This window comes from Pantoea sp. ABR1s, assembly GCF_057812235.1.
Genome location: NZ_CM173823.1, coordinates 344,001 through 365,587 on the forward strand (window position 1 = coordinate 344,001; position 21,587 = coordinate 365,587).

At 56.9% G+C, this 21,587-nt stretch carries 18 protein-coding genes; 13 read left to right on the plus strand and 5 right to left on the minus strand.

What is annotated here, in order from left to right:
• Positions 1-1,074: a sn-glycerol-3-phosphate import ATP-binding protein UgpC gene (locus ACXKZD_RS01595; RefSeq protein ID WP_488981828.1), complete on the plus strand. Its 1,074-nt coding sequence runs from the start codon at positions 1-3 to the stop codon at positions 1,072-1,074.
• Complete coding sequence (gene ugpQ, locus ACXKZD_RS01600) at positions 1,071-1,814, plus strand: glycerophosphodiester phosphodiesterase (RefSeq protein WP_033785690.1); 744 nt, start codon at positions 1,071-1,073, stop codon at positions 1,812-1,814. Before ACXKZD_RS01595 ends, ugpQ begins: the two co-directional genes overlap by 4 nt.
• Here ugpQ and ACXKZD_RS01605 read toward each other — a convergent pair.
• The gene (locus tag ACXKZD_RS01605) at positions 1,811-2,104 is read right to left on the minus strand and encodes a DUF2756 domain-containing protein (protein ID WP_010253283.1); all 294 of its coding nucleotides are present in this window, start codon (positions 2,102-2,104) and stop codon (positions 1,811-1,813) included. The genes ugpQ and ACXKZD_RS01605 overlap by 4 nt on opposite strands.
• 206 nt (positions 2,105-2,310) lie before the next feature.
• Between ACXKZD_RS01605 and ggt the strand changes: the two genes are divergently transcribed.
• Positions 2,311-4,062 (plus strand): gamma-glutamyltransferase, encoded by a 1,752-nt coding sequence (gene ggt, locus ACXKZD_RS01610; RefSeq protein WP_029519453.1) that lies wholly within the window; start codon positions 2,311-2,313, stop codon positions 4,060-4,062.
• Between the two features lie 245 nt (positions 4,063-4,307).
• On the opposite strand, the gene ACXKZD_RS01615 is transcribed toward ggt, so the two are convergent.
• Positions 4,308-4,802: a GNAT family N-acetyltransferase gene (locus tag ACXKZD_RS01615; RefSeq protein ID WP_010671533.1), complete on the minus strand. Its 495-nt coding sequence runs from the start codon at positions 4,800-4,802 to the stop codon at positions 4,308-4,310.
• A gap of 349 nt (positions 4,803-5,151) precedes the next feature.
• Between ACXKZD_RS01615 and ACXKZD_RS01620 the strand changes: the two genes are divergently transcribed.
• The 4 genes from ACXKZD_RS01620 (at position 5,152) to gntU (ending at position 8,965) form a co-directional block, all read left to right on the plus strand.
• Positions 5,152-5,847, plus strand: coding sequence for a pirin family protein (locus ACXKZD_RS01620; protein ID WP_010671535.1), 696 nt, complete (start codon positions 5,152-5,154; stop codon positions 5,845-5,847).
• 102 nt (positions 5,848-5,949) lie between these two features.
• Positions 5,950-6,945, plus strand: coding sequence for a gluconate operon transcriptional repressor GntR (gene gntR, locus ACXKZD_RS01625; protein WP_010253274.1), 996 nt, complete (start codon positions 5,950-5,952; stop codon positions 6,943-6,945).
• A gap of 140 nt (positions 6,946-7,085) precedes the next feature.
• Complete coding sequence (gntK, locus tag ACXKZD_RS01630; RefSeq protein ID WP_033759042.1) at positions 7,086-7,622, plus strand: gluconokinase; 537 nt, start codon at positions 7,086-7,088, stop codon at positions 7,620-7,622.
• 2 nt (positions 7,623-7,624) lie between these two features.
• Positions 7,625-8,965 carry a gluconate transporter gene (gene gntU, locus ACXKZD_RS01635; RefSeq protein ID WP_033759040.1) on the plus strand — a complete coding sequence of 447 codons (1,341 nt, stop codon included), beginning with the start codon at positions 7,625-7,627 and terminating at the stop codon, positions 8,963-8,965.
• A 13-nt stretch (positions 8,966-8,978) separates the two neighbouring features.
• On the opposite strand, the gene ACXKZD_RS01640 is transcribed toward gntU, so the two are convergent.
• The 3 genes from ACXKZD_RS01640 to ACXKZD_RS01650 form a co-directional block, all read right to left on the minus strand.
• Positions 8,979-9,308 carry a DUF805 domain-containing protein gene (locus ACXKZD_RS01640; protein WP_336999672.1) on the minus strand — a complete coding sequence of 110 codons (330 nt, stop codon included), beginning with the start codon at positions 9,306-9,308 and terminating at the stop codon, positions 8,979-8,981.
• Entirely contained in the window at positions 9,305-9,751 is a 447-nt protein-coding gene (locus ACXKZD_RS01645) for a hypothetical protein (RefSeq protein ID WP_488981829.1), read from the minus strand. Before ACXKZD_RS01645 ends, ACXKZD_RS01640 begins: the two co-directional genes overlap by 4 nt.
• 107 nt (positions 9,752-9,858) lie before the next feature.
• Entirely contained in the window at positions 9,859-10,452 is a 594-nt protein-coding gene (locus ACXKZD_RS01650) for a YhgN family NAAT transporter (RefSeq protein WP_003853054.1), read from the minus strand.
• A gap of 217 nt (positions 10,453-10,669) precedes the next feature.
• Here ACXKZD_RS01650 and asd point away from each other — a divergent pair, with 217 nt between their 5' ends.
• The 6 genes from asd to glgP all read left to right on the plus strand — a co-directional run bounded on the left by asd (position 10,670) and on the right by glgP (position 21,569).
• Positions 10,670-11,779: an aspartate-semialdehyde dehydrogenase gene (gene asd / locus ACXKZD_RS01655; protein ID WP_346458637.1), complete on the plus strand. Its 1,110-nt coding sequence runs from the start codon at positions 10,670-10,672 to the stop codon at positions 11,777-11,779.
• 360 nt (positions 11,780-12,139) lie between these two features.
• On the plus strand, positions 12,140-14,323 hold the full coding sequence (glgB, locus tag ACXKZD_RS01660; protein ID WP_033780976.1) for a 1,4-alpha-glucan branching enzyme: 2,184 nt from the start codon (positions 12,140-12,142) through the stop codon (positions 14,321-14,323).
• A complete protein-coding gene (gene glgX, locus ACXKZD_RS01665; RefSeq protein WP_424995416.1) occupies positions 14,320-16,302 on the plus strand; it encodes a glycogen debranching protein GlgX in 1,983 nt (660 codons plus the stop codon). Before glgB ends, glgX begins: the two co-directional genes overlap by 4 nt.
• A gap of 10 nt (positions 16,303-16,312) precedes the next feature.
• Positions 16,313-17,605 carry a glucose-1-phosphate adenylyltransferase gene (glgC, locus tag ACXKZD_RS01670; RefSeq protein ID WP_010253246.1) on the plus strand — a complete coding sequence of 431 codons (1,293 nt, stop codon included), beginning with the start codon at positions 16,313-16,315 and terminating at the stop codon, positions 17,603-17,605.
• Between the two features lie 63 nt (positions 17,606-17,668).
• The gene (gene glgA, locus ACXKZD_RS01675; protein ID WP_010253243.1) at positions 17,669-19,102 is read left to right on the plus strand and encodes a glycogen synthase GlgA; all 1,434 of its coding nucleotides are present in this window, start codon (positions 17,669-17,671) and stop codon (positions 19,100-19,102) included.
• A gap of 19 nt (positions 19,103-19,121) precedes the next feature.
• Complete coding sequence (glgP, locus tag ACXKZD_RS01680; protein ID WP_010253240.1) at positions 19,122-21,569, plus strand: glycogen phosphorylase; 2,448 nt, start codon at positions 19,122-19,124, stop codon at positions 21,567-21,569.
• Positions 21,570-21,587: the final 18 nt, after the last annotated feature.

The window sequence follows — 21,587 nt, forward strand, 5'->3', positions numbered from 1 at the left end:
ATGGCAGGCGTAACCCTTCAGGCAGTAACCAAATCCTACGATGGCAAAAATCAGATCATCCAGCCGCTGAATGTCACCATCAATGACGGCGAATTTATGGTGATGGTCGGGCCATCCGGCTGCGGTAAATCGACCCTGCTGCGCATGGTGGCCGGACTGGAGCGCGTCAGCTCCGGCGATATCTATATCGACGACCGGCGCGTTACTCAGGAAGAGCCAAAAGATCGCGGGATTGCAATGGTGTTCCAGAACTACGCGCTCTATCCCCATATGTCGGTGGAGGAGAACATGGCCTATGGCCTGAAAATCCGTGGCATGGGCAAAGAGCAGGTCCGCCAGCGGGTGCTCGACGCGGCGCGCAGTCTGGAACTGGATCATCTGCTGATGCGTCGGCCTCGCGAACTCTCCGGCGGACAGCGGCAGCGCGTGGCGATGGGCCGCGCGATCGTGCGTGAACCGGCAGTTTTTCTGTTTGATGAGCCGCTCTCCAACCTTGATGCCCGTCTGCGGGTGCAGATGCGGCTGGAACTGCAGCAGCTGCATCGCCGCTTACAGACCACCAGCCTCTATGTTACCCACGATCAGGTGGAGGCGATGACGCTGGCGCAGCGGGTGATGGTGATGAACAAAGGGGTGGTCGAGCAGCTCGGCACACCAGTCGAGGTGTATGAGCGTCCCGCCAGCCAGTTTGTTGCCTCGTTTATTGGCGCGCCCGCCATGAATCTGCTGAAAGGGCAGTTCAGCAGCGATGGATCACGCTTTGACCTCGACGCCTCGCACGCCCTGCCGCTCAGCGATACAAAAGCGAAATGGGCTAACCGACCGGTGGTGCTGGGCATCCGGCCAGAGCACATCCGGCTCAGTAGCCGCGAGCAGGGCAGCGTGCCGCTGCGGGTCGACACGCTGGAGATGCTGGGGGCTGATAATCTGGCACATGGCCGCATCGGTGACACGCCACTGGTGGTACGCTTAGCCCACAGTGAACGCCCGCAGCCAGGCAGTACGCTGTGGCTGCATCTGCCGTCAGATGCGTTACACTTCTTCGATTCAACTCATGGAAAGCGTCTGGAATGAGCACACAACACTGGCCCTATCCCCGCATCGTCGCCCATCGCGGCGGCGGTAAACTGGCACCGGAAAATACGCTGGCGGCGATCGACACCGGCGCGAAATATGGTCATCAGATGATTGAATTTGATGCCAAATTATCGGCCGATGCGCAGATCTTCCTGCTGCATGACGACACGCTCGATCGCACCAGCAACGGCTGGGGCGTGGCGGGTCAGCTGCCGTGGGAGAAGCTGTCGCAGCTTGATGCGGGCAGCTGGTTTAGCAACGCGTTTACCGGTGAAAAGCTGGCGCGGCTGGATCAGGTGGCGGCACGCTGCCGTCAGCATCAGATGATGGCGAACATCGAAATCAAACCGACCACCGGCAGCGATGCTGAAACCGGACGCGCCGTGGCACAGGCTGCCGCGATACTGTGGCAGGATCAGGTCGCACCGTTGCTCTCTTCGTTCTCTTTTGAGGCGCTGGAAGCCGCGATGAAGGCAGAGCCGCAGTTGCCGCGTGGCCTGCTGTCGCACAGCTGGGACCCGCAGTGGCAGGAGAAAACAGCTGCGCTGGCGTGCGTCTCAATTCACCTTAATCATAAGGTGCTGACCGCTGAGCGGGTCGCCGAACTGAAAGCCGCAGGCCTGAAGATTCTGGTTTATACCGTGAACAGCCCGGATCGGGCGCGGGAATTGCTGAAATGGGGCGTCGATGCCATCTGTACTGATGCCATCGACATCATCGGCCCCGATTTTCATTAGTTCTGGTTTAGATTCTGATTCTGGTTCTGCTGGCCCGGCTGCGTGGTAATCACCCGCTGCTGGGCGCTGTTCCGCTGCTCCTGCATTTTACGCTGCGTGTCCTGCGTCTGACGCTGCTGATCCTGGCGCAGCTTCAGCTGTTGCTGCTGCTGCTGGGTCTGCATCTGCGACTGCATCCGCTGCTGGCTGGGGTTATAGCCAGGTTTATTCGGATCGTTAGTGCTGTTCAGCGTGTTCGCCTGACTGGCGAAAGGCAGCAGAGCGGCCAGAATAATCATCCACTTTTTCATCACTCCTCCTTCCTTAAAGCGACAGGGTTTTGGGTGCACAACGGCGTACACCGATATCAGGGTCGTAGCCATAAGTTTACCCGATATCACAGACCTTACTTTCCGATCTATTCCTGATTTGACTTAACCCCGGTTATTTTGCTGTATTTGTAGGCACTTGCAGAAATGATAAAAAAATGTAAATAACAATATAGGATGGTGGCAGGATGAAAATGCAGCAAACAGTGCGTCAGCTTAGCTGGTCGCTGGTGATGAGTTTCACCGTAGTGGCAGGCGCTAACGCCGCGCCAACGCAGGCTCCTCCGGTCTCCTACGGTGTGGACAGTGACACTTTTCACCCGGTAAAAGCGCAGCACGGCATGGTAGCGTCAGTGGATGCGATGGCGACGCAGGTTGGCGTGGAGATCCTGCGTCAGGGCGGCAATGCGGTGGATGCCGCGGTGGCGGTGGGCTTTGCGCTGGCCGTGACCCATCCGCAGGCGGGCAACCTCGGCGGCGGCGGTTTTATGCTGCTGCGCACTGCCTCTGGCCGCGCCACGGCTATCGATTTCCGTGAGATGGCACCGGGACACGCGTCGCGTGACATGTTCCTGGATAAGCAGGGCAACGCCGACAGCAAGCTGTCGCTGACATCACATCTCGCCTCCGGCACGCCGGGCACCGTAGCCGGACTGGCGCTGGCTGCGCAGAAATATGGCACTCTGCCGCTGAGCACGCTGCTGGCTCCGGCGATCAAACTGGCGCGTGACGGTATTCCGGTCAACGATGCGCTGGCGGATGACCTGAAGACCTATGGCAAAGAAGTTTTGATCACCCATCCCAACAGCAAAGCGATCTTCTACAAACCGGACGGTACGCCGTGGCAGAAGGGCGATCGGCTGGTGCAGAAAAACCTGGCTCACAGCCTGCAACTGATTGCCCGTCAGGGGCCGGATGCCTTTTACAAAGGTGAAATCGCGGATGAGATCGCCGGAGAGATGGCGCAGCATGGCGGCCTGATCAACAAAGCTGACCTGGCGGCCTATCGTGCGGTCGAGCGTAAGCCCATTAGCGGGACATACCGTGGCTATGAAGTCTTCTCAATGCCGCCGCCGTCATCCGGTGGCATCCACATCGTGCAGATTCTGAATATCCTGGAGAACTTCGATCTGGCGAAGATGGGCTTTGGCAGTGCTGATGCCATGCAGGTGATGGCAGAAGCGGAGAAATATGCCTACGCGGACCGTTCGGAATATCTCGGCGATCCCGATTTCGTGAAGGTGCCGTGGCAGGCGCTGACCAGTAAAGCCTATGCCAAAACCCTGGCGCAGCAGATCGATGTGGCGAAGGCGCGGCCTTCCAGCGAGATCAAACCGGGCAAGCTCGACCCTTATGAAAGCAATCAGACTACCCATTTCTCGGTGGTGGATAAGCAGGGGAATGCGGTCGCGGTGACTTATACGCTTAACACCTATTTCGGCAGCGGAATTGTGGCGGGCAACAGCGGCATCCTGATGAATAACGAGATGGATGACTTCTCAGCCAAGCCCGGCACGCCCAATGTCTACGGACTGGTCGGCGGGGAAGCGAATGCGGTGCAACCGGCGAAACGTCCGTTGTCATCGATGTCGCCGACCATCGTCGCCAAAGAGGGCAAAACCTGGCTGGTGACCGGCAGTCCTGGCGGCAGCCGCATTATCACCACGGTGTTGCAGATGGTGGTTAACAGCATCGATTTCGGGATGAACGTAGCGGAAGCCACTAATGCGCCGCGCTTCCATCATCAGTGGCTGCCGGATCAGCTGCGGGTGGAGAAGGGCTTCAGTCCCGATACGCTGCGTCTGCTGGAAACCAAAGGTCAGCATGTGAAGGTACTGCCGTCGATGGGCAGTACGCAGAGCATCATGATCGGGCCGGATGGCATGCTCTATGGCGCTTCCGATCCGCGGAGCATCGATGATTTGAGTGCGGGTTATTGATATCTGATAGCCAGGACGGGGTTGAGTGGCTGTGAGATCGAGCCTGCTCAGGGAACACGGTCAGATCGGAAAGACGCAAAAGCGTCATCCCTGACTGCTCGGCCCGCGCCGTCCCTGGCGCGGGACGCTTTCCTCTTCTGCCCGTGTTCCCTGCGCGTTAGGCTAATAAGTTGCTGCCATGTTCGTTAACTTTTGGGTTTGTCATCGGTCTGGAGGGCATTGAAAAGTGCCCTTTTTCACACACGTCAGGCTTTAACCCGCGCCATATAATGCGCGTCGATCAGTTCACCGTGCCGCATTGCGAAGCCTTTAGCCGTTCCCTCAATCTCAAAACCGAAACGCTGATAAAGGGCGATAGCCGGGCCATTATCGACGAATACTGTCAGTTCCATTCGGCTCACCTGTAGCCAGTTGTCGCACAACGCGACCATTTCACGCATGAGTGCGGTTCCGACGCCACGCTGACGATAGCGTTCATCCACGCCCATACCCAGTGAGGCGACATGACGGCGTCTGGCGCGCTCTTCCACATGCAGCGCACACTGACCGACGACGACATCATCGATACAGGCCGCCAGCAGATGCGCATGGGGCTGAGGCGTCGCGAGACGGGTATGCCACATCTGGAGTGATGAGTGGGGCAAATGAAGTGTGCTGGCCTGGGTATCTGGCTGACCGTAAATCCTGTGCAGCGCAGCAGCATCTTCAGGCGTGACGTGGCGGACAACTATTTCATTCATGGTTTCTCCTTTAGCCCATTAAAACCCTTTAAACATCAAGGTATTCACCGCGTTAATCAGGGTAAAAAATGTGAAAATGACTTTACAGACGCGAATGATAATGATTATTATTGTCATGCATTCTCGGGAGGTCGCCCGACAGCCTGAGAAAGCACGACATTGCTCACATTGCTTCCAGTATTATTTAGCCAGCTTATCCGCTGGCTTTTTTTTTGCCTGCCCTTCTTCAGTGCTTTTCAGTCACTGCTCAATGCTCATTCAACTATTTTGAACAGAGGCGTGAAGTTTTTCAGCTATCAATCAGACCCCCTCAGGGACAGACTATAAAAAACATTGAGGAGATTTGAACATGATCTATGTACGCAAAGCTGAAGAACGCGGTCACGCAAACCATGGCTGGCTGGATAGCTGGCACACATTCTCTTTCGCCAGCTATCACGATGCGAACTTTATGGGTTTCTCCGCGCTGCGGGTCATCAATGAAGATGTGATTGATGGCGGTCAGGGATTTGGTACCCATCCTCACAAGGATATGGAAATCCTGACCTACGTGCTCTCCGGTACGGTTGAGCATCAGGACAGCATGGGCAACAAAGAGCAGATCCCGGCAGGGGAGTTCCAGATTATGAGCGCCGGCACCGGCGTACGTCACTCTGAGTACAACGCCAGCGAAAGCGAGCCGCTGCACCTTTATCAGATCTGGATCATTCCTGAGCGTACCGGTATCGAGCCACGCTACGATCAGCGCCGCTTCCCGGATGTGCAGGGACGTCAGCTGGTGTTAAGCCCGGATGCCCGTGAAGGATCGCTGAAAGTCTTTCAGGACATGACCTTATCGCGCTGGGTAATGGCTGCCGGCGAACAGGACAATGTCGCGATTGATGCGGGACGTCGTATCTGGATTCAGGTGGTGAAAGGTGATGTTACCGTTAACGGCAACGCGATCACCACCAGCGACGCCCTGGCGATCTGGGACGAAAGCGCGCTGACCATTGAAGCCAGCTCGGCTGCAGAAGTCCTGCTGTTTGATCTGCCACCGGTCTAAGCAGATAACGGGCGCGCATCGTCGCGCCCGGTTGGCAATTTTGTGACAGAAAAGTGATAGACTCATCGTACTTTAGCTTTAAGGGCGATCCCAGGCGCTACGATGAAGAAGAAAAGACCGGTATTACAGGACGTTGCCGATCGCGTCGGCATTACTAAAATGACCGTCAGCCGTTACCTGCGTAATCCAGAGCAGGTCTCCGTTGCCCTGCGGGATAAGATTGCGGTGGCACTGGATGAGCTGGGTTATATCCCCAATCGCGCCCCCGATATGCTTTCTAACGCCACCAGCCGCGCCATTGGCGTACTGCTGCCGTCACTCACAAACCAGGTTTTTGCTGACGTATTGCGCGGCATCGAAGCCGTCACCGACGAAGCCAACTATCAGACGCTGGTCGCCCACTTTGGTTACAACCCGCAAAAAGAGGAGCTGCAACTGCGCTCGCTGCTGGGCTGGAACATTGATGGGGTTATCCTCACCGAACGCACTCATACACCAGGCACGCTGCGCATGCTGGAAGTGGCCGGTATCCCGGTGATTGAGGTGATGGACAGCGTCACGCCCTGCCTGGATATGGCGGTAGGCTTTGATAACGTTGAAGCGGCCCGGCAGATGACGCAGGCAATCCTCAGTAAAGGTCATCGTCATACTGTCTACCTCGGCGCACGCCTGGATGAACGTACGCTGCAGAAGCAGCGCGGTTACGAAATCGCGATGCGCGAAGCGGGGCTGACGCCACGCAGTGTGATGATGGAAGATGCCTCTTCATTCAGCGCCGGTTGTGATCTGCTGCGTGAGGCGCAGCGCCTTTACCCTGAAACAGATAGCCTGTTCTGTACCAATGACGACCTGGCGGTCGGCGCGATGTTTGAGTGCCAGCGCCAGGGATTGCAGGTGCCCTCTCAGATGGCGATAGCCGGTTTCCACGGCCATGACATCAGTCAGGTTGTCACGCCACAACTGGCAACAGTGCTGACGCCACGCGACCGCATGGGGCGTGAAGCTGCGGCGCTGCTGCTGGCGCGCATTGCCGGAGAAACCAGCACCTGCCAGCCGCTGGATGTCGGTTTTGAGATCAGTGAAGGTGGCAGCATCTGATTGTGGCGTTTTTATGAGTCAGCTCACACTTTCATGCATTTCCTGGTAAAAAGGTTGCCAGGCTGTTAAGCGGCCAGGAGAATGAGAAACGACATTGTTATCGGTAACATTGGCAAATTCTCACCTGCCGGAGCAGAAAAATGACAACGCAATCCCCGTCGCATCACGTTTTTATCCTGATGGGCGTTTCAGGCAGCGGAAAGTCTGCCGTCGCCAATCAGGTCTCTCACCAGCTGAATACAGCCTTTCTTGACGGTGATTTTCTCCACCCACGCGCCAACATCCTGAAGATGGCCGATGGTCATCCGCTGGATGACAACGATCGCCAGCCGTGGTTACAGGCACTGAACGACGCCGCGTTTGCTATGCAGCGCACCCAGGCGATTTCCGTGATTGTCTGTTCAGCCCTGAAGAAAAGTTATCGCGACATCCTGCGTCAGGGAAATGACAATCTGCGTTTCGTCTACCTGAAGGGCGACTTCGACACCATCGAAGCTCGCCTGAAAGCGCGTAAAGGCCACTTCTTCAAGCCGCAGATGCTGGTGACGCAGTTTGCGACGCTGGAAGAGCCAGGGCGGGACGAGCCGGATGTACTGGTGGTGGATATCGCGCATTCACTGGACGATGTGGTGGCAGCTACGGTTGCGACTATCCAGGACGCTATCAGCCAGGGTTAGAGATGAATACCGCAACACTCGTTTTAACCGCAGCAGGCTCCGTGCTGCTGCTGCTTTTCCTGGTGATGAAGGCCCGTATGCACGCCTTCGTCGCATTGATGTTAGTGTCCATCGGTGCCGGGCTGTTCTCCGGCATGCCACTGAATCAAATCGCTGAAACCATGCAGAAGGGGATGGGCGGCACGCTCGGCTTCCTCGCGATTGTGGTCGCGCTGGGCGCTATGTTCGGCAAAATCCTGCATGAAACCGGTGCAGTTGATCAGATCGCCATCCGGATGCTGAAAACCTTTGGTCAGAGCCGTGCCCATTATGCGATGGGCATTGCCGGTCTGATCTGCGCGCTGCCGCTCTTTTTTGAGGTGGCAGTCGTGCTGTTGATCAGCATTGCTTTTGCGGTGGCACGGCGTACCGGCGGCAATCTGGTGAAGCTGGTGATCCCGCTGTTTGCCGGTGTGGCCGCAGCGGCGGCGTTTCTGCTGCCCGGACCGGCCCCGATGCTGCTGGCCTCGCAGATGCACGCAGACTTTGGCTGGATGATCCTGCTGGGTCTCTGTGCGGCGATCCCGGGCATGTTGATTGCCGGGCCCCTGTTTGGCAACTTCATTGGCAACCACGTCTCGTTCAGCGCGCCGCCGGAAGATCATCAACCGGATGTCGATGAGAGCAAGCTGCCGTCGTTTGGCTTCAGCCTCTCACTGATTCTGTTTCCGCTGGTGCTGGTTGGCCTGAAAACCATCGGCGCACGCTTCACGACCGAAGGCACCACCCTGTATGAGTGGCTGGAATTTATCGGCCATCCTTTCACCGCAATCCTGCTGGCGCTGCTGGTGGCGATTTATGGCCTGGCTTACCGTCAGGGTATGGATAAAGAGCGGGTAATGCAGGTGTGTGGCAGCGCGCTGCAACCGGCCGGTATTATCCTGCTGGTGATTGGCGCGGGCGGCGTGTTTAAGCAGGTGCTGGTGGACTCCGGCGTGGGTCCGGTGCTGGGCAATGCGCTGACCGGCGCAGGACTGCCGATTGCGCTGGCCTGCTTTATCCTGTCAGGTGCGGTGCGGGTGATTCAGGGATCGGCAACAGTCGCCTGTCTGACCACGGTCGGATTGATCATGCCGGTGATTGAACCGCTGCACTACAGCGGCGCTCAGCTGGCGGCGCTGTCGATCTGCATCGGCGGTGGCTCAATCATTATCAGCCATGTGAACGATGCCGGGTTCTGGCTGTTTGGTCGCTTCACGGGGGCCAGCGAAGCGGAAACGCTGAAAACCTGGACACTGATGGAAACCATTCTCGGCACTACCGGGGCTATCGTAGGTATGATTGCTTTCGCACTGCTTTCCTGACCAACCCGACGGGCTATCGGTCCGTCAGGTTTTTTTCCCGCGAGGGGGGGAAGAGTAAAAAAGGGAACAGCAGATAAGGCGCCACCACCAAAAGGACAATGACGCCGCGTGAATAGCCAGAGTCATTTATTCTCCTCACCCCGCAGGAAAAAACAGGCAAAATAAACAGCAGCAGCGCGACTAAGCCTATTTCATGCTGTGGCCCGGTAAACCATTGCAGATAACTGCAGAACCAGACCAGCTGAAATAGCAGAAAAATAAAATAACTCGTCCTTCCTTCACGCCCTTCATAGTTAAACGTACGCAGCAGACAGCTTTTGATAATCTGCAGCAGCCTGTTCATGCCCATTTTCTTCTTATCACAGCAAAAACAACCAGCGTAATGGCGGCGGCAAGTAAGTAAACCCAGGCAAAATCAGTGACGTCAACTTGCATCAGCTGCACGTCATTCAATGCCGCTTTCCGGCCCGAGACGGATAATACGGTCAGTCCAGCGAAACAGAGTATATTTGCCAGAAAGAATAGTGCCTGAAAGGCTGTTTCTTTAGCCGCGGACAGAAAGGCAATTTTTCTGAAACCCCACCACGCTACCAGATAAACCAGCAGCCAGAGCAACGCGCAGAGTAGCGGGGCAACCAGATAACTGCGCATATCGGTGATCACTCCTGAATGGCCGCCGTTGGCATACTGCAGCACTTCCTGAAGGGAGACGTAACCTGTTATCAGATAGAGCGCGCCGAAAAAAAAGGGCAATAACAACCTCATTATATAAATAATATTGTTCATTTCAATGCCGTAACTTTGTGATAAACAGGCTGGATTAATGCGGTTGCCTGCCAGCCTGCCAGCCTGCCAGGGCAAAAGGGCAAAAGGGCAAAAGGGCAAAGGTGCGGTTATAACTTCAGATAAGCCCGAATGCCGTCCAGGAACATCTGAGTTGCCAGCATAATCAGTATTAATCCCATCAGCCGCTCCAGCGCATTCACGCCTTTGTCGCCCAGCAGCCGCAGGAACAGACCTGACATCAGCAGAATACCCACCGTCACGCCCCAGGCGATCAGCAGCGCGCCGACCAGGTGCGACATCTGATGCGGATATTGATGCGACAGCAGCATCAGCGTCGCCAGCAGCGATGGCCCGGCTACCAGTGGGATCGCCAGTGGCACCAGGAAGGGCTCTTCACCCGCCGGTAAACCAGAACTGCTGCTTTCCGCCGACGGGAAAATCATCTTAATGGCGATAAGAAACAGGATGATCCCGCCGGAAATCGACACCGTTTCAGTACGCAGATTCAAAAATGCCAGGATGCGTTCACCGGTAAACAGGAACAGCAGCATGATGATCAGGGCAATCAACATTTCACGGATCAGCACCACTCGCCGCCGTTTCGGCTCCAGATGCTTTAAAACCGACATAAAAATCGGCAGATTGCCCAGCGGATCCATAATTAACAACAATAATATTGTCGCTGAAATCATTTCAGTCATCGGTTTTACGCCATGTTGTTCACGAAAAAGCGGAGTTATTAGTTACGCTGCTGAAAAAGTTAGCGTAATCGAATTAATTCACTTGCTACCCGGCCTGCATTTTGTAGAGTGAAGGGACACAGGTAAATCTTATTATTACGCAGAGCGGCGTGAAAATAGCACGCAGCTCTCTCCTCTGAAATGAAAAGCAGGTGTAACTGCCTTAGACGGACACGACATGAAGAATGTAGGTTTTGTTGGTTGGCGCGGTATGGTCGGCTCCGTGCTGATGTCCCGCATGAGTGAAGAGCGTGATTTTGATGCAATCAATCCGGTCTTCTTCTCGACGTCGCAGCATGGTCAGGCGGCACCCGCATTTGCGGGCAAACAGCAGGGCATACTGCAGGATGCGTTTGATATTGAGGCGCTTCAGGCGCTGGATATCATTATTACCTGCCAGGGTGGCGACTACACCAGTGAAGTCTATCCAAAGCTGCGCGCCAGCGGCTGGCAGGGATACTGGATTGATGCGGCCTCCACGCTGCGCATGAAAGATGATGCCATCATCATCCTCGATCCGGTCAACCATGCGGTGATTCGCCAGGGTATCGACAGTGGGATCAAAACCTTTGTCGGCGGTAACTGTACCGTCAGCCTGATGCTGATGTCTCTGGGCGGCCTGTTTGCTCAGGACCTGGTGGAGTGGGCTTCGGTTGCCACCTATCAGGCGGCCTCTGGCGGCGGCGCGCGCCACATGCGTGAACTGCTGACCCAGATGGGCATGCTGCACGATCACGTTGCGCCTGCGCTGCAGAACCCGGCCTCCGCCATCCTCGACATCGAGCGTAGCGTGACCGACTTCACCCGTTCCGGCACCCTGCCGACCGATAACTTCGGCGTGCCGCTGGCGGGCAGCCTGATCCCGTGGATCGACAAACAGCTGGAAAACGGTCAGAGCCGAGAAGAGTGGAAAGGCCAGGCGGAAACCAACAAGATCCTCGCCACCCGTAACGTCATTCCGGTGGATGGATTGTGCGTGCGCGTCGGGGCACTGCGCTGCCACAGCCAGGCCTTTACGCTGAAGCTGAAACGCGACCTGCCGCTGGCTGAAATTGAGCAGCTGCTGGCCTCTCATAATGAGTGGGTCAAAGTGGTGCCGAATGACCGCGAACTGACGATGCGTGAACTGACGCCTGCCGCTGTCACCGGTACGCTGACCACGCCGGTTGGCCGGTTGCGTAAACTGAATATGGGGCCGGAATATCTCTCCGCCTTCACGGTGGGCGACCAGCTGTTATGGGGCGCAGCCGAACCGCTACGTCGCATGCTGCGGTTGTTAACCAGCTAAACAGAAAACATCGCCAAAGGCCGGATTTATCCGGCCTTTTTTGTTTTTGTCGTACACGAAACAATCTGCCGTTTCGCTTACTCAGTGATCAACTTCCCTTTTTTGCCGGTCGGTAAAGATTATTTTGCTTTAGTCCATGGCAAGTGCCGTGACCAAGCTATGATTTAACCATGATGTGCCACAGGTAACTCTTGTGCTTTCCGGATTAAATGGTTGTGGTACACGGCAAAAACACTTTTCCCACGGAATGGCCTGACTTCTTTGTCGTTGTACGTATGGCTCAATGAAGAGCAGCGCAGGTGAACCGCGACAGGCTGTGTCGCGTTCATTTCGGCTGCCAATTATCACAGGAAGAAAGTCATGTCAGAGCTTCCCGATCGCGATGCGATCAATGCCCTGTTTGCGGGTAATTATGCCGACCCTTTTTCGTTACTAGGGATGCACCGAACTCAGCAAGGCCTTGAAGTCAGGGCATTGCTCCCCGAAGCGCTTGAAGTGTGGGTCATTGAAACCTCCACCGGGCGCAAACTGGCTCAGCTGGTGTGTGAAGATGCACGTGGCTTCTTCAGTGGCGTTATTCCACGCCGCAAAAACCCGTTCCGCTATCAGCTGGCGGTGAACTGGCACGGCCAGCAAAACCTGATAGACGATGCCTATCGCTTTGGTCCGCTGCTGCAGGAGATGGATCTGTGGCTGCTGGCGGAAGGGACACACCTGCGCCCTTATGAGACGCTGGGCGCGCACGGCGACGTCATCGATGGCGTCTTCGGCACCCGCTTCTGCGTCTGGGCACCCAACGCCCGTCGCGTGTCAGTGGTTGGCGATTTCAACTTCTGGGATGGCCGCCGTCATCCGATGCGTCTGCGTCAGGAGCTGGGCATCTGGGAGCTGTTTGTACCGGGCGCGGTCAACGGCCAGCTCTACAAGTATGAAATCATCGACGCCAATGGCGAACTGCGCATCAAAGCGGACCCGTACGCGTTTGAGGCGCAGATGCGTCCGCAAACTGCGTCGATGATCTGTGGTCTGCCAGAGCCGGTTGAGATGAAAGCGGAGCGCAAGGCGGCCAACGCCTTCGACGCGCCGATCTCCATCTATGAAGTGCATCTGGGCTCCTGGCGTCGTCACACCGACAACAACTTCTGGCTGAGCTACAAAGAGCTGGCTGAACAACTGGTGCCCTACGTCAAAGAGATGGGCTTTACCCATATCGAACTGCTGCCGATCAACGAACATCCGTTTGATGGCAGCTGGGGCTATCAGCCGCTGGGCATGTATGCGCCGACCCGACGTTTTGGTACCCGTGACGAGTTCCGCGCCTTCATTGACGCCGCCCATGAAGCGGGCCTCAACGTGCTGCTCGACTGGGTGCCGGGCCACTTCCCCAGCGACGATTTCGGTCTGGCAAGATACGACGGCACCGAGCTCTATGAGCACAGCGACCCGCGTGAAGGCTTTCACCAGGACTGGAATACCCTGATCTACAACTTTGGTCGCCGGGAAGTGAGCAACTACCTGTCGGGCAACGCGCTCTACTGGACGGAGCGCTTTGGCATTGATGGCCTGCGTGTGGATGCGGTGGCGTCGATGATCTACCGCGACTACAGCCGCAGCGAAGGGGAATGGGTGCCGAATCAGTATGGCGGCCGTGAGAACCTGGAAGCGATTGAGTTTCTGCGTCACACCAACCGTACGCTCGGCACCGTGGCATCCGGTTCGGTGACCATGGCCGAAGAGTCGACAGACTATCCTGGCGTGACGCGTCCCACCGAAGACGGCGGGCTGGGTTTCTGGTTCAAATGGAATCTGGGCTGGATGCACGACACACTCGACTACATGAAGGTCGATCCCATCTACCGTAAGCACCATCACGATCTGATGAGCTTCGGCATGATGTACAACTACACCGAAAACTTTGTGCTGCCGCTGTCGCATGACGAAGTGGTGCACGGTAAGCGCTCGATTCTCGATCGTATGCCGGGCGATGCATGGCAGAAGTTCGCCAACCTGCGTGCTTACTACGGCTGGATGTGGGGCTTCCCCGGCAAGAAACTGCTGTTTATGGGCAATGAATTTGCCCAGGGTCGCGAGTGGAACCACGACGTCAGCCTTGACTGGCATCTGCTGGAAGGGGACGACAACTGGCACCACGGCGTTCACCGTCTGGTGCGCGATCTCAACCACACCTATCAGTACTACACGCCGCTGCATCAGCTCGACTTCGATCCGGCAGGCTTTGAGTGGCTGGTGGTAAACGATGCGGAACACTCCGTCTTCGCCTTTGTCCGTCGTGACCGTGAAGGCAACGAAGTGATCGTGGTCAGTAACTTTACGCCGGTGCCGCGTCCGGGCTATCGCTTTGGCGTTAACCAGCCTGGCTACTGGCGTGAAGTGCTGAATACCGATCAGCATGAGTATCACGGCAGCGACGTGCGCAACCATCGGGTGCATACCGATGAGCAGGAGAGCCACGGGCGACCGCAGTCGCTGAGTCTCAATCTGCCGCCGCTGGCAACGGTATGGCTGGTGCGGGAGGCTGAATGACCATCACTGCCGGAGATCCCGAACCGCTGGGTGCCAGTTACGATGGCAAAGGCGTTAACTTCACCCTGTTCTCACAGCATGCCGGGCGCGTAGAGCTCTGCCTGTTTGATGAGCAGGGCGCAGAACAGCGTCTTGACCTGCCTGGCCGCAGCGGGGATATCTGGCATGGTTATGTTCCGGCGTTAAAACCGGGACAGCGCTACGGCTACCGGGTGCATGGTCCCTGGGCACCGCAGCAGGGACACCGTTTTAATCCGGCGAAGCTGCTGGTTGATCCCTGCGCCCGCGCGGTTGAGGGCGATGTACCGGATGACCCGCTGTTTCATGGCGGCGAGGCGCAGCCCGATCCGCATGACAACGCGGCGATTGCGCCGAAGTCACGGGTAGTCGCGGAGGATTTTGACTGGCAGGACGACGTCGCACCGGGTATTCCCTGGGGTAACACGGTGATTTACGAAGCCCACGTGCGCGGCCTGACGCAGCAGCATCCGGAAATTCCGGAAACGCTGCGCGGGACTTACGCGGCGCTCGGTCATCCTGTTATGGTGAATTACCTGCGCAGTCTGGGGATTACCACCCTTGAGCTGCTGCCGGTGGCGCACTTCGCCAGCGAGCCGCGACTGCTGCAGCTCGGCCTCAGCAACTACTGGGGCTATAACCCCTTTGCGCTCTGGGCGGTGGATCCCCGTTACGCCTCCGGTCAGCCGGGCGTGACGCCGTTGCAGGAGTTTCAGCAGGCGGTCAAAAACCTGCACGCCGCGGGTATCGAAGTGCTGCTGGATGTGGTGTTCAACCACACCGCTGAACTGGATGAGATTGGCCCGACGCTCTCTATGCGCGGCATCGACAACGCCAGCTACTACTGGCTCGATGAGCAGGGCGATTATCAGAACTGGACCGGCTGCGGCAACACGCTGAATATTCATCATCCGCAGGTGATGACGTGGGCTTTAGAGGCGCTGCGCTACTGGGTGCGGGTCTGCCACGTCGACGGCTTCCGCTTTGACCTCGCGCCGGTGCTGGGCCGCACACCGGATTACCAGCGTGATGCGCCATTTTTTGAGGCGATACGCGCCTGTCCGCTGCTCTCTCAGGTCAAGCTGATTGCTGAACCCTGGGATATCGGCCCTGACGGCTATCAGGTTGGTCGTTTTCCGCCGCCGTTTGCCGAATGGAACGATCAGTTTCGCGACACCGCGCGACGTTACTGGCTGCAAGGCGACATAAGCAACGGCGAGTTCGTCCGTCGCTTTGCCGCCTCCAGCGATCTCTACCAGCATGATGACCGGTCGCCACACGCCACGGTTAACCTGATCACCGCCCACGACGGCTTTACGCTGTGGGATGTGGTGAGCTTCGAACGTAAACACAACGAAGCGAACGGGGAAGATAACCGTGATGGTCACGGCGATAACTACAGCCACAACCACGGCAAAGAGGGGCTGAACGTCAGCTTCGACGTGATTGAACGTCGCCGTCGCAGCGTGCGGGCACTGCTGACGACGCTGCTGCTGTCACAGGGCACGCCGATGCTGCTGGCAGGCGATGAGCGCGGCCACACCCAGCGCGGCAATAACAACGCCTACTGTCAGGACAACGCCCTGAGCTGGCTTGACTGGCAGGCGGATGAGAAGGGATTAGTCGGATTCACCGCTGCACTGATCGAGCTGCGCCAGCGCATTCCGGCGCTGACCGCAGATCGCTGGTGGCAGGACGGTGACGGCAATGTGCAGTGGCTCAATGCCGGTGGCCAGCCACTGCAACACGATGAATGGGCACAGGGGATGCACAGATTGCAGATCCTGCTGTCCGGCCGCTGGTTAATAACAATAAACGCCACGGATACGGTGAATGACATCGTGTTACCAGACGGAGAATGGCGCGCCCTTCCTCCTTTCGCCGGGGACGACAACCCCATCCTGCTAACTGTCTGGCATGGTCCCGCACACGGTGTGTGCGTGTTCCAAAAGCAATCATAAGGAGTCAGACATGGTTAAGTTAGATAGAACAGATCACCTGATGCTGGCCCGCCAGCTCCCTACACAGACGGTTGCTCTGATCCTCGCCGGCGGACGCGGCACGCGCCTGGTCGATTTAACGGCCAAACGTGCCAAACCGGCGGTGCATTTCGGCGGCAAGTTCCGCATTATCGACTTTGCCCTCTCCAACTGCGTCAACTCCGGTATCCGACGGATTGGCGTGATTACTCAGTATCAGTCTCATACCCTGACTCAGCACATCCAGCGTGGCTGGTCGATCTTCAATGAAGAGATGAATGAGTTTGTCGATTTGCTGCCAGCGCAGCAGCGATTTTCGACCGAACAGTGGTATCGCGGGACGGCCGATGCCGTGACGCAAAACCTTGATGTGATTCGCCGCTATCAGGCGCAGTACATCGTGATCCTCGCCGGGGACCACATTTATAAGATGGATTACTCACGCATGCTGCTGGATCACGTGGTCAACGAGGCGAAATGTACCATCGCCTGTTTACCGGTGCCGGTGCATGAAGCCACGGCGTTTGGCGTGATGGCGGTGGACGAAGAGAACATGGTGATCGATTTCGTGGAGAAACCCGCGAAACCGCCCACCATGCCGGGTGATGACACCCAGGCGCTCGCCAGCATGGGGATCTACGTTTTCAATGCAGACTATCTCTATGAACTGCTGGAAGAGGATCTGCAGACGCCAGGCTCTAACCACGACTTCGGCAAAGATATCCTGCCGAAAATCGTGGCAAGCGGCGAAGGCTATGCGCACTCCTTCGCGCTCTCCTGCGTACAGAACGATGACAATGCGCCGCCTTACTGGCGCGACGTCGGGACGCTGGAAGCCTACTGGCGCGCCAATCTCGACCTGGCATCGGTGATGCCTGAACTCGATATGTATGACGTCACCTGGCCGATTCGTACCCACATGGAGCCGCTGCCGCCTGCCAAATTTGTTCAGGATCGTTCCGGCAGTCACGGGATGACCATGAACTCGCTGGTCTCGGGGGGCTGCATCATCTCCGGTTCAGTGGTGGTTAATTCGGTGCTGTTCCCGCGGGTACGCGTTAACTCTTTTTGCAATATAGATTCAACTGTACTGCTGCCTGATGTGGTAGTGGGCCGATCGTGTCGTCTGCGTCGCTGCGTCATTGATCGTGCCTGCGAGTTACCGGAAGGCATGGTCATTGGCGAAAACCCGGATGAAGACAGTCGCCGGTTTCACCGTTCGGATGAAGGCATCGTACTGGTAACCCGCGCCATGCTGGCCAGGCTGGCCAAAGCGGGGCTGTAAGCGATAAGCGAAACTTACGCAATCGGCACGCGGAGCGTGTCGGATAACTTAATGAGGTCGAGGATGCAGGTTTTACATGTCTGTTCGGAACTTTTCCCGCTGCTAAAAACGGGCGGACTGGCTGATGTAGTCGGGGCATTACCTCAGGCACAAATTGCGGGCGGCACGGATACGCGGGTACTACTGCCCGCTTTTCCCGCATTGCGCAAAGGCATACCTGATCTCCAGGTCGTGACAGAGCGAGAAACATTTGCCGGTCATGTACGTCTGCTATTTGGTGAATTTAACGGTGTGGGCATCTACTTGATTGATGCTCCCGGCCTCTACGATCGTCCCGGTAGTCCCTACCATGACGAATCGCAGTTTGCGTATGTCGACAACTATCTGCGCTTTGCGCTGCTGGGCTGGGTTGGCTGTGAACTGGCGTGCGGCATGGACGCGATGTGGCGTCCCGATATTGTGCATGCCCATGACTGGCACGCAGGCCTGACCTGCGCCTATCTGGAAGCGCGTGGTCGTCCGGCTAAATCGGTCTTCACCGTGCACAACCTGGCGTATCAGGGGCTGTTCATGGCGCACCACATGGAAGAGATTGGCCTGCCATGGTCGTTCTTTAACATGCACGGGCTGGAGTTTTTCGGTCAGATCTCCTTCCTGAAAGCGGGACTTTTTTACGCCGACCATATCACGGCGGTCAGCCCGACTTACGCCCATGAAATTACTTCTGCCGAATATGCTTACGGCATGGAAACCCTGCTGGCACAGCGGATGCGTGAAGGCCGTCTCAGCGGCATTCTCAACGGCGTTGATCCCTCTATCTGGGATCCGGCGCACGATCTGCTGCTCAGCGCGCGTTATAACCGCGACACGCTGGAAGCGAAAGCGGAGAACAAACGTCAGCTGCAGGTGGCGATGGGTCTGAAGGTAGATGATAAAGCGCCGGTGTTCTGCGTGATCAGCCGTCTGACCAAACAGAAAGGGCTGGACCTGGTGCTGGAGGCGCTGCCCGGCTTGCTGGCGCAGGGCGGTCAACTGGTGCTGCTGGGCCAGGGCGATGCTGAACTGCAGCAGGGCTTCCTGGCGGCGGCAGCAGAGCATCCAGGCAGCGTCGGCGTGCAGATCGGCTACCACGAAGCGTTCTCACACCGCATTGTCGGCGGCGCAGACGTGATTGTGGTGCCGAGTCGCTTTGAGCCCTGCGGTCTGACACAACTTTATGGCCTCAAGTATGGTACGTTGCCGTTAGTGCGCCGCACCGGCGGGCTGGCCGATACCGTGAATGACAGCTCACTGGAGAATCTGGCCGACGGCATCGCCAGTGGATTCAGTTTTGAAGATGCCAACGCCTGGTCACTGCTTCGGGCCATCCGGCGCGCGTTTGTGTTGTGGTCCCGTCCTTCGCTCTGGCGCTATGTTCAGCGCCAGGCAATGGCGATGGACTTTAGCTGGCAGGTGGCAGCACAAGCCTACCGTGATCTCTACCAACGTTTGATGTAACGGATTGGGAAAACTGGATATGAATGCACCTTTCACTTACGCCTCACCAACGTTGACGGTTGATGCCTTAAAGCATTCGATTGCCTATAAATTGATGTTTACCATCGGCAAAGATCCCTCTATCGCCAATAAGCATGAGTGGCTTAACGCCTCGCTGCTGGCGGTGCGCGACCGGATGGTGGAGCGCTGGCTGCGTTCCAGCCGTGCTCAGCTTTCTCAGGATGTCCGGCAGGTCTATTACCTGTCGATGGAGTTCCTGATGGGCCGCACGCTGGGCAATGCGCTGCTGGCGATGGGGATTTATGACGATCTCAACCAGGCGCTGGATGAGATGGGACTGGATCTGGCCGAGCTGATGGAAGAAGAAAACGATCCGGGGCTGGGCAACGGTGGTCTGGGTCGCCTGGCGGCCTGTTTCCTCGACTCGCTGGCGACGCTGGGCATGCCGGGCCGTGGCTATGGCATCCGGTATGATTACGGCATGTTCAAACAGAACATTGTGGAAGGTGAGCAGAAAGAGTCGCCGGATTACTGGCTTGAATATGGTAATCCGTGGGAATTCCAGCGTTTCAATACCCGTTACAAAGTGCGCTTTGGTGGCCGCGTCCAGCACGAAGGCGCGAAAGTGCGCTGGCTGGAGACCGAAGAGATCCTGGCGATGGCCTATGACCAGATCATTCCGGGCTTTGACACCGACGCTACCAATACCTTACGGCTGTGGGGCGCGCAGGCCAGCAACGAAATCAACCTCGGCAAGTTCAACCAGGGCGACTACTTTGCGGCGGTGGAAGATAAAAACCACTCCGAGAACGTGTCGCGCGTGCTCTATCCGGATGACTCGACCTACTCAGGCCGCGAGCTGCGCCTGCGTCAGGAATATTTCCTGGTCTCCGCGACGGTGCAGGACATTCTGAATCGTCACTGGCGGATGCATCAGACCTGGGACAACCTGGCGGATAAAATCGCTATTCACCTGAATGATACCCATCCGGTGCTGGCGATCCCCGAACTGATGCGTCTGCTGATCGACGATCATAAATTCAGCTGGGACAACGCTTTTGACGTCTGCTGTCAGGTCTTCTCCTACACCAACCATACGCTGATGACCGAAGCGCTGGAAACCTGGCCGGTTGATATGATCGGCAAGATCCTGCCGCGTCACCTCAGCATTATTTTTGAAATTAACGACTTCTTCCTTAAGACCATTCAGGATCACTATCCCGATGACCTGGATCTGCTGTCGCGCATTTCGATCATCGACGAAAACGATGGCCGCCGGATACGCATGGGCTGGCTGGCGGTGGTGGTCAGCCACAAAGTAAACGGTGTTTCGGAGCTGCACTCCAACCTGATGGTACAGTCGCTGTTTGCCGATTTCTCCCGCCTGTTCCCTGGTCGCTTCTGTAACAAAACCAATGGCGTCACTCCGCGCCGCTGGCTGGCGCTGGCGAACCCGGCGCTGTCAGAGGTGCTGGATGAGGAGATTGGCCGCAACTGGCGCACCGATCTCAGCCAGCTGGGCGAGTTGAAGGCGCAGATCGACTATCCGGCGTTTATTGAAAAAGTGGCGGTCGCCAAGTATCAGAACAAGCGTCGGCTGGCCGACTGGGTGGCGAAGAATCTGGACGTGGTGCTCGACCCGAACGCGCTGTTTGATGTGCAGATCAAGCGCATTCACGAGTACAAACGCCAGTTGCTCAACGTGCTGCATGTGATCACCCGATACAACCGTATCAAGGCCGATCCGCAGGCGGATTGGGTGCCACGCGTCAATATTTTTGCCGGTAAAGCGGCGTCGGCCTATTACGTTGCCAAGCACATCATTCATCTGATCAACGATGTCGCCAATGTGATCAACAACGATCCGCAGGTGAAGAACAAACTGAAGGTGGTCTTCATCCCGAACTACAGCGTGAGCCTGGCGCAGATCATTATTCCGGCGGCCGATCTCTCTGAGCAGATCTCTACCGCAGGGACAGAGGCGTCCGGCACCAGTAATATGAAGTTTGCGCTGAATGGCGCGCTGACCATCGGTACGCTGGATGGGGCCAACGTTGAAATGCTGGATCACGTCGGTGAAGAGAACATCTTCATTTTCGGTAATACCACGCCGCAGGTCGAAGCCCTGCGTAAAGGGGGCTATAACCCGCGTGACTATTATGAAAAGGATGAAGAGCTGCATCAGGTGCTGACTCAGATTGCTTCCGGTCTGTTCAGTCCGCAGGATCCGGGCCGCTACCGCAATCTGTTCGATTCACTGGTCAACTTCGGCGATCACTACCAGTTGCTGGCGGATTATCGCAGCTATGTGGATACCCAGGATAAAGTGGATGCGCTCTACCGTAAACCGGATGAGTGGCAACGCCGCGCGGCTAAAAACATCGCCGGAATGGGCTACTTCTCGTCGGACCGTACGATTCAGGAGTACGCTGATGAGATCTGGAATATCTCGCCAGTAAGGTTGTAAGGCGCGTGCAGTAAGGTT

What these genes read in the sequence shown, in the direction of transcription:
- ACXKZD_RS01595 (WP_488981828.1), top strand. Translation starts at nt 1, where the DNA reads ATGGCAGGCGTAACCCTTCAGGCAGTAACCAAATCCTACGATGGCAAA.
- ugpQ (WP_033785690.1), top strand. Translation starts at nt 1,071, where the DNA reads ATGAGCACACAACACTGGCCCTATCCCCGCATCGTCGCCCATCGCGGC.
- ACXKZD_RS01605 (WP_010253283.1), bottom strand. Translation starts at nt 2,104, where the DNA reads ATGAAAAAGTGGATGATTATTCTGGCCGCTCTGCTGCCTTTCGCCAGT.
- ggt (WP_029519453.1), top strand. Translation starts at nt 2,311, where the DNA reads ATGAAAATGCAGCAAACAGTGCGTCAGCTTAGCTGGTCGCTGGTGATG.
- ACXKZD_RS01615 (WP_010671533.1), bottom strand. Translation starts at nt 4,802, where the DNA reads ATGAATGAAATAGTTGTCCGCCACGTCACGCCTGAAGATGCTGCTGCG.
- ACXKZD_RS01620 (WP_010671535.1), top strand. Translation starts at nt 5,152, where the DNA reads ATGATCTATGTACGCAAAGCTGAAGAACGCGGTCACGCAAACCATGGC.
- gntR (WP_010253274.1), top strand. Translation starts at nt 5,950, where the DNA reads ATGAAGAAGAAAAGACCGGTATTACAGGACGTTGCCGATCGCGTCGGC.
- gntK (WP_033759042.1), top strand. Translation starts at nt 7,086, where the DNA reads ATGACAACGCAATCCCCGTCGCATCACGTTTTTATCCTGATGGGCGTT.
- gntU (WP_033759040.1), top strand. Translation starts at nt 7,625, where the DNA reads ATGAATACCGCAACACTCGTTTTAACCGCAGCAGGCTCCGTGCTGCTG.
- ACXKZD_RS01640 (WP_336999672.1), bottom strand. Translation starts at nt 9,308, where the DNA reads ATGAACAGGCTGCTGCAGATTATCAAAAGCTGTCTGCTGCGTACGTTT.
- ACXKZD_RS01645 (WP_488981829.1), bottom strand. Translation starts at nt 9,751, where the DNA reads ATGAACAATATTATTTATATAATGAGGTTGTTATTGCCCTTTTTTTTC.
- ACXKZD_RS01650 (WP_003853054.1), bottom strand. Translation starts at nt 10,452, where the DNA reads ATGACTGAAATGATTTCAGCGACAATATTATTGTTGTTAATTATGGAT.
- asd (WP_346458637.1), top strand. Translation starts at nt 10,670, where the DNA reads ATGAAGAATGTAGGTTTTGTTGGTTGGCGCGGTATGGTCGGCTCCGTG.
- glgB (WP_033780976.1), top strand. Translation starts at nt 12,140, where the DNA reads ATGTCAGAGCTTCCCGATCGCGATGCGATCAATGCCCTGTTTGCGGGT.
- glgX (WP_424995416.1), top strand. Translation starts at nt 14,320, where the DNA reads ATGACCATCACTGCCGGAGATCCCGAACCGCTGGGTGCCAGTTACGAT.
- glgC (WP_010253246.1), top strand. Translation starts at nt 16,313, where the DNA reads ATGGTTAAGTTAGATAGAACAGATCACCTGATGCTGGCCCGCCAGCTC.
- glgA (WP_010253243.1), top strand. Translation starts at nt 17,669, where the DNA reads ATGCAGGTTTTACATGTCTGTTCGGAACTTTTCCCGCTGCTAAAAACG.
- glgP (WP_010253240.1), top strand. Translation starts at nt 19,122, where the DNA reads ATGAATGCACCTTTCACTTACGCCTCACCAACGTTGACGGTTGATGCC.